This window comes from Paenibacillus sp. sptzw28, assembly GCF_019550795.1.
Classification (GTDB): Bacteria; Bacillota; Bacilli; order Paenibacillales; family Paenibacillaceae; genus Paenibacillus_Z.
On record NZ_CP080545.1, the window covers coordinates 1,431,703 to 1,445,485 of the forward strand.

Here is a 13,783-nt window from a genome sequence, read left to right on the forward strand (position 1 = left end):
AATATGTCAGCGTAGCTGTATCCTTCCCTTCTTCAATCAGAATGGATAATATAGCTGTAGCAATTTCTTCTCTTTTAGGAGGGGCTGGGAGATTGAATGAAGCTCTGATCAAGAATAATGTCGAAAATTCTTTCTTTGGGGAAGCACTGTGAACTTACTGATCACAGTGCTTATTTTGTAAAACTATCAGAAAGTATAAGATTGAGAGGTCCTTATGCTCATCTGATAGCTCGATACAAACGTGTGCCGCCGTCCCAAGGACGGCGGCCTACGTTTTACTTGCCGCAAAAAACGTTTAGGTCTTTCGTCTCTTTCGTGCTATTTTATGTCCAGAATATCAAGGTTTACAATCGAGCTGTATCATATAATTTTCTAAAAGTATGCGCTTTCATAAAAGAAAACGATTAGATTAGGAGACATCAAGATGAAAACAAGGAAAAAGTCGTTTCACTTCATCAAACAAATCATTTCTTTATGCATGTCCGTTTCACTTCTGCTGATGTGCGCGCTTACCGCTACAGCTGCTGACGGCAATCCTAATCGGCCTCCCTCGAATGAGGGCACCATTCAACTTGAAGCCGAACAAGCTAAGCTGTCTGGCGGGGTTAAGGTTAATACCAATCATCCAGGATACACGGGCAGCGGCTTTCTGGATGGATACTGGAACTATGGAGGAACAGCGACTTTTACCGTTAACGTTCCGGCTGCAGGGAACTACAATGTAACCGCACGTTACGGCAATGCCGCTTTTAATCCGGCTACAGTGAGCCTTATTGTGAATGGAACGAAAATCAAGCAGACAAGCTTGCCTATGCTTGCGAACTGGGATACATGGGGCATTCAAACGGAAACGGTGACATTAAAAGCCGGCGTCAATAAGATCGCTTACAAATATGACAATGGTGATACGGGAAACATTACCCTTGATCATATTCGGATTTATCCTACACCACCACCTGCACCAATTGAAGCGCCGCAGGGAGATCAATTATTTAAAGCAGATGAGGACTTCGTAAAGCCAATCGGCAGGACCGTTTTCTATAATGACACGCTTTGGTTGGCATTGTCCGGCAGCGGGGCGGAGTTCAAGTTTAGGGGCACAAAGGCGCAAATTACGATAAAAGGCGACCAGGTTGCGTCGGGGCTGACCGATTATGCAAGGATCGGCATTTATGCCAACGGAGTACGAGTCGTAGACGATTTATTAAATCAGTCTCAGAAGACTTACACCGTATTTGAAAGTGCTACCGAACAGGATGTCGTCATTCGGATCGTCAAGCTGTCGGAGGCGATGAGGTCTACCGCAGGAATCCAGGAGATTCGCGTTAATTCTGTGGATGGGATTCACCCGACGCAGGGCTTGGCTCATAAGATCGAGATCATCGGCGATTCGATCACGACAGGCTACGGGGTTGATGATGTGTCGATGATGAACTGGTATTCCACTGCGAAACAAGATGTGACCAAAACCTATGCATATAAAACGGCAGCTGCACTCCAGGCCGACCACAGCATAGTTGCCTACAGCGGTCATGGCATCGTCTCTGGCTATACCGGTGATGGTGTGAAGAACACCGGGCTGCTGGTTCCGAATATTTATGAAATCATTGCCAGATCTGCCGGCCGTATTGACGGGAATCTGGATGTCAACAACTCACCATGGGACTTTAACAAATTCGTACCTGATCTAATTGTTATAAATCTTGGGACGAACGACTATTCGTATACGAAAGATGATCCGGTGAAGCAGGCTGAGTACAGAGATGCCTATGTCGAATTCCTGAAGCAGGTTCGATCGCGTAACGCGAATGCGCATTTGATGTGCACCCTGGGCATAATGGGGGATGATCTATATCCGATGGTGGAGCAAGCAGTCGCAGCTTATTCGAATGAAACCGGCGATACTAATATTTCGGCTATGAAGTTTGACGTTCAATTATGGGAAGACGGCTTCGGTGCAGATTGGCATCCGTCGGAAGCAACCCATACCAAAGCTGCAAACAAGCTAATTGCCAATATTAAAGCAGTGATGGGATGGTAGGATCGGCAGTTTCATGCAGTTGGTGTAATGGAATAGATGACGAACGTAATATCTGGGATGCGCTGTAGCGGACTGTAGGATACCTTCAACCGAAATGGTTGGGGGTTTTCTCTTGTGAAAGTGTTGTAAAGTTGGCTATTTGCTGCTCCATTCTGATAGCTCCTCGTAATCCGCCAAAGATCCAATTGGTATTAGGTATTCGGGCCACCATAAACTCCAACATTTCCACACGAGCAGAATTTAAATTCATGTACATTTTTAGATTCAATTCAATCACTGCTAAACAGTGCTTACAGCGAATGCTGTTCTTTACTATTTGCCTTCTAGTCATACAACAATTCCAATGTATTTATACTCAGACATTATGCCATGAGTTATTCCGAAGGGTAAACCTAAATATGAGCAATATATTCTGTAGCTAATAAGCGGCCTTTTTTTGTTAAGTTGTCGGAGAATTGCCAATCGTTTGATTCTTAATGAATTTGACGGTTAAATCTTTATTGGTTTGCAAAGAAGTCATACTATAGAAATTCCTTCTAATCCAGAAATGCCAGGATTATTTACAAATCCATTTAAGATCTTATTTTTATTGATTGGTATTACTTTATTAATAATTGGGTTCAGGAAAAAAATGAAATCCATTAAATAATAAAGCTAACGGATAACTATTGCGTAATAAACACGAGCGGGGCGTTCGTTTTTCTGCAAATTGAATCTACTAACACCTACAGGAATGTTAACGGGCAGTTTAACGCAAACGTGCCTGTTCAATTTACGATACGGATCACCTTTATGTATCTAAGCACAAAGTGCAGTTTGACCACAAAATATACATCAGTTTATATAAGACAAAACCACTCCTGACAATGGAGTGGTTTCTTTAATAGAACTATCTCTTTTATTGATGCTTCCTTCTGATTTTCATACCGATTAAAAATACTATAGCTAATACAACCGCAATGCCCCCAACGAAAATTTCCATATCATAATCCTTATTTGAAATCTGCTTCATCTCGCCTTCAAGGTTTACCTGCTTATCAACTTCCTGTCCCTCACCTATCAGCTTCAAATCTTCTCCTGCATTTGATAATTCCGCAGTACGACTGCAATAACTTGTATATAACTCACCGTTATCAGTCTTATACACATAAACAAGATATGACTTACCTTCTTCAAAGACGAACCCGCAAGACATATCATGTCCAAAGTCATAAACGATAATTTGCGATTGCTTTACGCCCTTCCATGCCCTATCAACTTCAAACAAGTTAGCATCCCTGTACTCGATTGCCCCGACAACACCTTGTTGCTTCCGTTCTTGCTTAACCTTTATCACTTTCCCTACGAAAACCGCTTCTGCTTTTTCTAATGCGGTTTTAGGGTCTGGGTTGTTAGCACAAGAACAAGCGTAAGCCTTATTTGGTAAAATTACCCCAAAACTGCTAATCACAAGTATTACTGATAGCAATACAAATAAATATTTTCTCATACCATCACCTACATTATTTGATTCGTTCATAATCTAAACGTCCCTTTAGTGTACATTGTTTCACAGTTTATAATGTAATAAATGGAAAATTTATAGTCGGTCACTGGAACCTTGACGTGCTATCGATATGATGAGAAAAAGAAATGCTATGCTGGTTTCAATGATGACCAGTCAATGCTTAAAGCTGAAAAAACCGCCGAGCAAATTAATAATCAGTAATCTATAGTTGAATATGTGTTGCACTAACGGGTTCAATATTTATGCAATTTCTGCATATGAGTTAAGGCGATAAGAAAAGACCATTCAATATATGGTGAAACAAGAACAAAATTAAAGTTATCATTATCCCGCTATTTTCTCATTATGAAACGACGAGAGCTGTGTCACGCGGGTTCTCAGGTTTTTACTTTATAATTTTTTGTGAACCATCACACTAGGACATCTTCACTCCGATGGAGAAAACTACGTCCGATCAGTTTATTGATCTGGTGGGCTTTGTTTGTGTTTAACAAATTGGAGGGTTCGCGAAATAAGTTGTCTATATTGTGCTATTATAAGTCCGAAAAATCGAGGTATGCTTGTCATTCTTGAACTACAATGCAAGATGAATGCGTAAAGCTGAGAAGTAATATGAGGATTGTCTGTCACACATTTAGAATGCTACAATGAACGGCGTCCGCTCTCCATCAACGCACAGTTTGACTGGTTCGGATAACAAGTATTAGAGTAGGTCGCTGATGATGGTATGAGTATTATTTATAGTAATTCCTAGGAGCGTGAGAAAATGACAATCGAAAAGACCTGTCTTTATTGGGATTTCAATATGCCTCTCGAGGACCGTGTGAACGACTTGATTGCACAACTGACACTGGATGAGAAAATTGGGCTTATGCCACAGTACCAGATCGCAATAGACCGTCTGGGCGTGCGGGCGTACAAGCATGGTACGGAGGCGGCACACGGCATGGCATGGCTCGGGGAAGCGACGAGTTATCCTCAGCCGATCGGTCTCGCTTGTACGTGGGATAGCGAGTTGCTTAAGAGAATCGGCGGCGCGATTGGGGACGAAGCTCGCGGCTTTTACAAGCGGAATCCGAATCTTAACGGCTTGACGCTGTGGGCGCCGACGGTCGACATGGAGCGCGACCCTCGATGGGGCCGGACGGAAGAAGCGTATGGCGAAGATCCGGTTTTGGCCGGCAAACTAGCCGCCGCGCTCACGCAGGGCATTCAGGGGGACCATCCTTTTTTCTTGAAGGCCGTTGCCACGCTGAAGCATTTTATTGGTAACAATAATGAGGCAGGAAGAAGCGATACATCTGTCAGCCTCGATCCGCGCAACCTGCGCGAGTATTACTTGAAGGCGTTCGAGATCCCGTTCAAAGAAGGCGGAGCCCAGTCGATGATGACGGCATACAATGCGATCAACGGAGTGCCGGCGAACCTCAGCGAGCTCGTGATCGACATCGTTAAACGCGAATGGGGAATGAATGGCTTTGTCGTTAGCGATGCTTTCGACGTAACGGGCACGGTGCGGGATCATCACCACGTAGAGACGCTGAAGGAAGCGGTGGCCCGGTCGATCCGGGACGGCGGAATCGACAGTATTACGGACGAAGCAGCAGCAGTGACGGAAGCGATCCGCGAGGCATTAGAGGACGGGCTATTGACAGAAAATGATCTGGATACCGCTCTTCGGAACACGTTTCGCGTCCGTTTCCGACTCGGGGAGTTCGACCCGTCGGAACGGAATCCATATGATGCGATCGACGAATCGGCGATCCTCCATCCAGAGCACGCGGAGTTGGCGAAGGAGGCGGCGCAGAAAGCTGTCGTACTGCTCAAGAACGACGGGCGGACGCTGCCGCTGCAGGCTGACAAGCTAAGCAAGGTTGCCGTCATCGGCCCGCTTGCCGATGTTGTTTATCGAGACTGGTACAGCGGATCATTGCCATATGCGGTTACCCCGCTGCAGGGAATTCGCGAGAGGCTGGCGGCGGAGGGAAAAGGCGCCGAAACGACATACTCCGCCGGCACTGATCGAGTGCGCATTAAGGCTGTTCGTAGCAGGCGGTATGTCCGGCTCAGCGACGATTCAAAGGCCCCTCTCGCTGCTCGCGCGGAGAGGCCGGAAGAAGGCGACATTTTCGAGATATCGGACTGGGGCTGGGATAGCCATACATTAATTGCGTTACGTAATAACCTCTATGTGACAACAGACGACAAGAACTTGCAAGCGTCGGCTCATCGGATTTGGGAATGGTTTACGAAGGAAGTGTTCCAGATACGACCTGTGGATCAGGACAGTTCGCTAGTTACCGCCTCGACCTGGAACGGAACGCCTGTAACGGTTGATGAAGAGACAGGTGTACTGCTCGTCGGTGACGGCCAAGCGGCTGAGACCGCGAATGATATTAACGTCGGAGGCGCAGCCGAGGTGGGGAGTTCGGTTGTTGGAACGCATGCGGACACGTTCGAGTTTGAATGCGTGTCGAGCGGCTTGGACGCGGCAGTCGAATCGGCTCGCGGCGCCGATGCGGCGATCGTGTTTGTCGGCAATCATCCGCTGATCAACGGCAAGGAGACGATGGATCGGCCCGACATCAAGCTGGCGGAATCGCAGGAAAAGCTGGCGCTTGCGGTAATTGAGGAGAATCCGAACACGATTGTAGTGGTCGTCGGTAGCTACCCGTTCGCCTTGAACGCTTTACAGGAGAAGGCGAAGGCGATTATCTACACGTCCCATGCGGGTCAGGAACTTGGCCGTGCCGTTGCGGACGTTCTGTTCGGCAATGTCAATCCCGCAGGCCGAGTGAACATGACGTGGTACAAGTCCGTCGATCAGCTTCCGCCATTCATGGACTACGACATCATCCGTGGCTGCCGAACGTATCAATATTTTGAAGGCAAACCGCTATATCCGTTCGGACACGGCCTTTCGTACAGCGAATTCCGTTACGAAGCCTTGCAGTTGTCGCCGAACCGCGCTGAGGCCGGGACTGACACGGCAGTCCAGGTTGCCTGCCGTGTGACGAACATAAGCGACTGTGAGGGTGAAGAGGTCGTGCAGCTTTATGTTCGTGCTGACAAATCCCGGGTCAAGCGCCCGCGCCTTCAGCTGGTGGACTTCAAACGTATTGCTCTGGCTCCGGGAGAGTCTGCGGAGGTGACGTTCCAACTACAGCTCGAATCGCTGGCCATCTGGGATGTAACGCGCGACCGATTCTGCTTAGAAAGCGGAACGTACACGGTCATGCTCGGCGCTTCCTCCGCCGATTTGCGGCTTGAAGGCAGCCTTACAGTCGCCGGGGAGACGATTCCGCCGCGTGACCTTACGAGGGTGACTCGGGCCGCAAACTACGATGCGTATCAAGGCATTCATCTCGGTGAATGTATCGAAGGCGGGAGCGCCGCAGCCGTACACGGCAATAGGGGCTGGCTTGCATTCCATGACGCAGAACTCGGTGCTGGCATCTCCGCGGTCGAGCTGCGGGCCGCCGCCACTGAGAATGCAGTGGTTGAAGTTCGGTTGGATGGACCGGACGGTCCAGTCGCAGGTAAGTGCAAGATTCCGACTGGCGGAGAACAGGACTGGCGGAGCCTCACTTGCGGGCTGACGGGCGCTTCCGGCAGGCGCGACGTGTACCTAGTCTTGGATGGGCCAGTGTCTCTCGGTTGGTTCCGAATGATGGCCGATTAAATATAAATAAAGTTCCGGTATGCATGGCATTCAAGTAAGGGGCGATGGCGATGCTCCTATTTCAATCGGGTACTTTCCTACGAAGCGAAGCAAATGGAGTCTTGATCGGTGCAGCTCCTTACAGTAAGTTCCTAATAGTAGGAACTTACTGTAAGGGGTGCTCTAAAACTGATTAAACCCTTGCTGAAGTCGCTCGATCAGATGCTTAGAGTGCGTGTAATAATCAAAGTTAATTCAGCTGCCCCTTAGGAGGACCTACATTGGTTTGACCCGTTATTGGACGAGTATTGAAAGCGGTAGGGGCGCGTTTATACTCAATCAGAGGCCTTCCACTTTGAATTAATAAAGGAAGATATTGCGTCAGAATGGTATTTTGAGGTCGATATTTATCTAATGGCGCCTTGCTTTGCCCCCAGTAGGATTGACGGACTCCTTCGTTTGATAGCCCAAACGAGAGTCTACCCCTCTAGGAAATTTATATAAATCATTAGAATTAACTCCTCTACTTTCTTCCGTTCCTAATGAAATCATTTTCCTTAAAAGATGAAGGTCGTATGAAAAGACCTTCAGCGATATAGATTGCGAAACTCTGAAGTGAATAGGTTAAGCTATTTGGTTTGATCCGATTGCCACATCGTGATAGACGTTCTCCAGACTAGTGTATCTTTTGTTCCATCGCGCATCACCGATGCTGCCTATAGGCCTTGGGGGATAGTCCATAGGCTTTGGAAAACTGACGAGTGAAATAATTGCTATCGTTAAACCCGCATTCGTATGAAATTTTCGTGATGGGGAGTCCGCTTTGCCTCAACAACATACGCGCGCGCTCCAAACGAAGTCGTTGCAGGTATGAAATAGGAGTCGTTTGATAATAAGATTGAAAAATCCGATTCAGATGCCGAACCGAAATATTGGATCTGGCCGCGACTTCCTCCAGAGTAAGGGGCTCAAGATAATGATCTTCAATGTAGGAGATCGCACTCGCCAGATGCATCAGATTGCTGTCCGTGTCGTTCTCCTGATTGTCATACTGTCTGGACAAATAGACGACGAGCTCCATAAACAGGGAAATGAGCATCGTCTGATAGCCCTGATTCTTGCTGTTATATTCGTTGATCATGTAGGAGATAATCGATGCGACGTGTTCCATGCTTGGAATCGACAAACTAAGCCCGCTTTGAAAAGAATGAATATTGCGATAAAACGGCTCCAAAACAAAAAGTGCCTGAAAGCCGTTGGAGGTCATTAAATCCGGACCGGCGCTTCGAAGTATTTCGGGCCGGAACATAATATTGCAAATTTTGAATTCATGAGGATTTTTGTAAGCATGAGAGGTAGGGCCGTTAATGACAAATACGTTCCCCTTCTTAATAAAATAAGTTTCAGAATTGACGATATGCGTAGCGTTCCCGTTCAATACGATCACGAGTTCGGTGAAGTCCTCATGCTTATGAAGGTGCATATCCTCTTCGTGCCCGCCATATTGAATAAAAAACGGAAATTGCTCGTCTTTGGTAAACCAGTTCAAATAAACGGTATCCATGATATCGTCTTTAATTGATGGCAACTTGAGCATGCAGTTCGACTTCATGTTGCTTCCTCGTCCGGTTGATTTGACATCCATCAACACTCCTTTTTCTGTGGTAAATGAATGCGGTAACATTTTTATTTTAACCGTGTGAAATTATTGATCATACAATCAAAAATGTACTAAAAAACATATCAAAAATCGTTATTTAAGAAACTAAGGGCATGCGGATGGACCTTGAATCCGTGATGCCCGCATGCCCCAACTCCCATTGAGGGGATTATATGGACAAAAGTAATCCCAAACGCCATTTTGTTAATTTGATATCAAGGATTCAATATAACTGGATCATGACTAAATGATGCTATATTCATGTCTATAAAATGAAGGTTTTCGTTAATTTTTTACAATATTATATTAAAGGAGCAAGGAGTGACACGATATGGATTTCGTCCCATGCGCGATTTGAAATGGATTTGACACCGCTTTCAACTGTGTTCAGGGAAGTTGAAGCGGCCAGGAGGTGATAGGTGCGGAATGGATAGCAGCACAAGTTGAATGGCTTAGTTGGTTCGACTTTAAACCGCTTCATTAACATTGCATCAAAGTGACAGCGATTACATTTCAATTATAGGGGGATGGAAATGAACAACAAAAAACTGGTTATGTTGCTTGTTAGTCTGATGTTGATTTTTTCTTTAGCGGCTTGCAGCAGCGGAAGCAACAGCAAAAACGATCCAGGAAGCACCAATGCAGTTACCGAGAAGGCATCAAACGATCCGGGGACGACGAATACTTCCAAGGAGACGAATGACGCTCCAGTGGCAAATTCGAACGAAACGCCGGAGATGGATTTCGATATGGGCGGCAGAACAATCAAGATTGTAAATTTCTGGAGCTTGGAAATCCCAGAAGATAATCCTGATAATATTCAAAGGAAAAAGAATCTGGAAGCCCTAATGAAGAAACATAATTTCAAGGTTGAATACGTTGTCATTGATGGCGCCGAGTACCAGAAAAAGGTTACGGCATCGTTGCTTGCCGGCGAACCGGTAGGCGATCTCATTGCAGTAAGCAAATCGTACACCATTCCAACGCTGGCAAGTCAAGATCTGTTGTGGCCGGTTGACGAATACACGAAGAATACAAAAGTGTTCAATCCGGATGTAACCAATACAATTATGCAGTATAACGGGAGAGGGTATGGTTTTGGCGGATATACAATGGGAGCGACGGGTTACTTCTACAACCGCACATTAATGAAAGATCTCGGCATGAAACCGCTTCAAGAATATATTGATGAAGATAACTGGAATTGGGAAACGTTCGTACAAGTGGTCAAAGAGGCTAATAAAGATACGAATAACGATGGAAAGCTTGATAGATGGGGATTGGCAGGCGCCGGCGTTTTGGATTCAGCGCTTGCCTCCAACGAGACAAGCTTGACGAAGGGGGATAAGCAGAACCTGGACGATCCTAGAACCGTCGAAGTCTTGAATTTCCTATCCAAGCTGAATACCGATAAACTCGTCAGACCTTCAGAGGGCGGCGATTGGACGGAGCCAAGTCAATTTTTCCGTCAAGGCAACACGTTGTTGTATTTATCTGGAAATTATGAGGCGGAAGCTTTGAAGAAAGACATGAAGGACTTCGATATCGGCTTTATTCCTTTCCCTAAAGGGCCGAATGGAACTTCCTACAATACACCTGATACCAATCCAGGGGCAATGGTAATTCCGAAGGCAACGAAGAATCCGGAGCAGCTCATGTATATCTGGGAGAAAATTGAAACCTACGATTCGGTTTACGACTATCCTGGTCAGGACTGGTACGAGAGATCGTTTGACAACGAAGATGATATCAACAATGTTAAATTAGCGAGTAAGCGATTTAATTTTGACAGTCTGGGCACCTTCCCAAATATGCCTTATTATGCGTTCGCTGATGAGATTAGCGAAGGCCAATCCGTATCCACGGTCATCGAGAAGTATAAAGCGCCTTTCCAGGCGGCGATTGATGAAGTTTACAAGAAGAAGTAACGATTGAAGTGAAATCAAACAGTCCGCATCTAGTTAATAATGTGGACTGTTTGAATTTCACTCTTGCCGCGGGAGGGGAGCAGAATTGAGCGTCAGAAGCCAGAAAATAGTGAAATGGATAGTTGTTTTTTTTGTATTGAGTTTGTCCATATGGGCTATCTACCCATCAAGTAAAAAAGGCATCGGCAATGTTCGGGCTATTAGCGATTTTAAAGCAGTAACGGAATCTGATGCAAATGACGGATATGCCGCCTATATGAAACGCTACTCGAACGCGGACCGACCAGCGGCAGAAATCCGAATCGAAGGCGAGCAATATTCCGCAGTTGAAGGGGACGGCTTTAAGCTTGCGAATGGATTTCAAGGCCTGGAAGGCCAAGCGGTGTTAACGCCCGAGTCGGGTACGATTAGTTGGAAGGTCCAGGTCGATCAACCGGGCTTATACAATGTTCGAATTCATTATTTTCCTATTGAGGGGAAAAGCTCCGCTATCGAGAGGGAGTTCGCGATCAATCATGAAGTGCCTTTTAAAGACGCCGAAATTCTATTGTTCGATCGATACTGGGGCAATCGTGAAGACGAAATCGAGCGGGACGATCGCGGAAACGATTTGCGCCCGAGGCAGATAGAGAAGCCGGCTTGGCAAATCGCGTCCTTCAAGGACAGCGAAGGATACAATGACGAGCCCTATTTGTTTTATTTCGGCAAAGGGGTTCAGACCGTTTCTTTGACTTCCTTGAGGGAACCGATGGCTATCGACTATATCGAGTTATACCAGGAGCCGGAGACAAAAACCTATGAAGAACGGAAAGCTGAATATAAAGCCGAAGGAGCTGCAGCCACCGAAGGTCATTTTATCATGATTCAGGCTGAGGATGCGACCCTGAAATCTTCCCCTACACTGTATCCGATTGCCGATCGGTCAAGCCCTGCGGTCATGCCGAACAGCGCTTCGAAAATTCGGGTCAACGCGATTGGGGGCCTGAACTGGAAGCTGCCGGGGCAGTGGATTGAATGGGAATTCGAAGTGAAGGAGGATGGATTGTACCAGATTGCGCTGAAGCGCAAACAGGATCAACTTCGGGGCGTCTATGCGACGCGCAGCATAATGATCGATGGTAAATATCCATTCCAGGAAATGAAGCGGACGCGGTTCAGCTTCAATATGGACTGGCAGACAGATGTGCTGGGAGGGGATGAGCCTTACCTGTTCCATCTGACGAAAGGGAAACATACCATTCGTATGGCGGTTTCGCTCGGCGAGCTCGCTCCGCTAATTAAGACGATTCAATCGAGTGTGCTGAAGCTCAATGAGACGTATCGAAAAATTATATTAATTACCTCGAATACGCCGGACCCTTACCGTGATTATCAATTGGAGAAGCGGATTCCCGACATGATCGATGTTTTCCGCGAACAAGCTGTCAATATCCAGGCAGTGGCGGATTATCTCGAACAATCGACAGGGGAGCGGAGCGATAAAGTCGCTGTTCTTCATACGATGGTAAGGCAGTTGAACGAAATGGCGGAGAAGCCGGAAACGATCGCGAACCGACTGAACTCCTTCAAGGTGAATGTCGGCGGACTTGGCACGTGGATTCTGACCGTGCGCGAACAGCCGCTTACGTTGGATTATCTGATCGTCGCGTCTCCGGACAGCAAGCTTCCGAGAGCGAAAGCGACATTGCTCGAGAAGATAAAGCACGAGCTAGGCGCTTACGTCGCCTCTTATACCGAAGACTACGATAGTATCGGCAGCACGGAAGAAACCGGGCGTTCCGTCACGGTTTGGGTAACGACGGGAAGGGACCAGGCGCAAGTGTTGAAAGCGTTGATTGACGACACGTTTTCGCCAGAGACGAACATATCGGTGAATTTAAGGCTCGTCCCGGGCGGCATCCTGCTTCCGGCTGTACTTTCAGGTGAAGGACCGGATGTTGCCTTGCAAGCCGGCGAGGATCTCCCTGTCAATTATGCGATGAGGAAAGCCGCAGCCGATTTGACTGCTTTCCCGGATTTCGGGGAAGTCGCCGCCAGGTTCCGCGATAGCGCAATAACTCCTTACAAATATGATGGAGGGGTATATGCACTGCCGGAGCAGCAGACTTTCCCGATGCTGTTCTATCGCAAGGATATTCTCAAAGAGCTAAACTTGGAGCCTCCGAAGAAGTGGCAGGATGTATATAACATGATTTCGGTCCTGCAGAAGCACAACATGGAGTTTTATTTGCCGATCGAATCGGCTACAAACAATGCGACTCTGGTTCCGAATGCTGCATTCGCCATGCTGCTTTACCAGAACGGCGGCCAGTTCTACCGGGACAATGACAGGAAGAGCGCATTGGACTCCGAGATTTCAATGGAGGTTTTCAAGCGCTGGACGCAATTTTATTCGAACTACAAATTTCCGCTGCAAGCGGATTTCGCTAATCGGTTCCGGACTGGCGAGATGCCTATAGGTATTGCCGATTATACAACGTACAATATGCTGACGGTTCTGGCGCCGGAGATCAAAGGGTTGTGGGACTTTACCATCGTACCCGGCACCGAGCGCGAGGACGGCTCCGTAGGTCATGAGGTCGCCAGCCATACGACCGCGGTCATGATGCTGGATAATGCCGACGACAAGGACGCGGCGTGGTCATTCATGAAGTGGTGGACAGACAAGGATACCCAAATCGCTTACGGACGAGAGCTGGAAGGGCTGCTCGGCGAGGCTGCGCGATATCCGACAGCCAACATCGAAGCGTTGGAGCAGCTGCCTTGGCCGGTCAATGATTTCAACAATCTTGAACGCCAATGGCAATGGGTACGGGGCATCCCTCAAGTGCCGGGCGGGTATTTCACCGGCAGGCATCTGGATAACGCCTTCCGACGCGTTGTGAACGAAAGTGAAAATCCGCGCGAAGCCCTTTCGGATTATATTTTGTACATTAATGACGAAATCGCACTCAAGCGGCAGGAATTCAATCTGCAGAAATAGTTA

Annotated in this window: 6 protein-coding genes; 4 read left to right on the top strand and 2 right to left on the bottom strand. The window is 47.2% G+C overall.

The genetic code is table 11. From position 1 onward, the window contains the following. Positions 1 to 424 precede the first annotated feature (424 nt). A complete protein-coding gene (locus tag KZ483_RS06650) occupies positions 425 to 2,041 on the top strand; it encodes an SGNH/GDSL hydrolase family protein (protein ID WP_258881564.1) in 1,617 nt (538 codons plus the stop codon). Positions 2,042 to 2,939: 898 nt separating this feature from the next. On the opposite strand, the gene KZ483_RS06655 is transcribed toward KZ483_RS06650, so the two are convergent. Continuing rightward, positions 2,940 to 3,560 (bottom strand): hypothetical protein, encoded by a 621-nt coding sequence (locus KZ483_RS06655; protein ID WP_220351902.1) that lies wholly within the window; start codon positions 3,558 to 3,560, stop codon positions 2,940 to 2,942. 754 nt (positions 3,561 to 4,314) lie between these two features. Here KZ483_RS06655 and KZ483_RS06660 point away from each other — a divergent pair. Further along, positions 4,315 to 7,230, top strand: coding sequence for a glycoside hydrolase family 3 protein (locus KZ483_RS06660; protein ID WP_220351903.1), 2,916 nt, complete (start codon positions 4,315 to 4,317; stop codon positions 7,228 to 7,230). Positions 7,231 to 7,912: 682 nt separating this feature from the next. On the opposite strand, the gene KZ483_RS06665 is transcribed toward KZ483_RS06660, so the two are convergent. Further along, complete coding sequence (locus KZ483_RS06665; protein ID WP_220353300.1) at positions 7,913 to 8,773, bottom strand: helix-turn-helix domain-containing protein; 861 nt, start codon at positions 8,771 to 8,773, stop codon at positions 7,913 to 7,915. Positions 8,774 to 9,402: 629 nt separating this feature from the next. Here KZ483_RS06665 and KZ483_RS06670 point away from each other — a divergent pair. Both KZ483_RS06670 and KZ483_RS06675 read left to right on the top strand, forming a co-directional pair. Then, positions 9,403 to 10,797 (top strand): ABC transporter substrate-binding protein, encoded by a 1,395-nt coding sequence (locus KZ483_RS06670; protein ID WP_220351904.1) that lies wholly within the window; start codon positions 9,403 to 9,405, stop codon positions 10,795 to 10,797. Positions 10,798 to 10,882: 85 nt separating this feature from the next. Then, positions 10,883 to 13,780, top strand: coding sequence for an extracellular solute-binding protein (locus KZ483_RS06675; protein WP_397376156.1), 2,898 nt, complete (start codon positions 10,883 to 10,885; stop codon positions 13,778 to 13,780). The last annotated feature ends 3 nt before the right edge of the window (positions 13,781 to 13,783 follow it).

Coding starts and splice junctions, on each gene's coding strand:
- KZ483_RS06650 (WP_258881564.1), top strand. CDS start 425: ATGAAAACAAGGAAAAAGTCGTTTCACTTCATCAAACAAATCATTTCT.
- KZ483_RS06655 (WP_220351902.1), bottom strand. CDS start 3,560: ATGAACGAATCAAATAATGTAGGTGATGGTATGAGAAAATATTTATTT.
- KZ483_RS06660 (WP_220351903.1), top strand. CDS start 4,315: ATGACAATCGAAAAGACCTGTCTTTATTGGGATTTCAATATGCCTCTC.
- KZ483_RS06665 (WP_220353300.1), bottom strand. CDS start 8,773: ATGGATACCGTTTATTTGAACTGGTTTACCAAAGACGAGCAATTTCCG.
- KZ483_RS06670 (WP_220351904.1), top strand. CDS start 9,403: ATGAACAACAAAAAACTGGTTATGTTGCTTGTTAGTCTGATGTTGATT.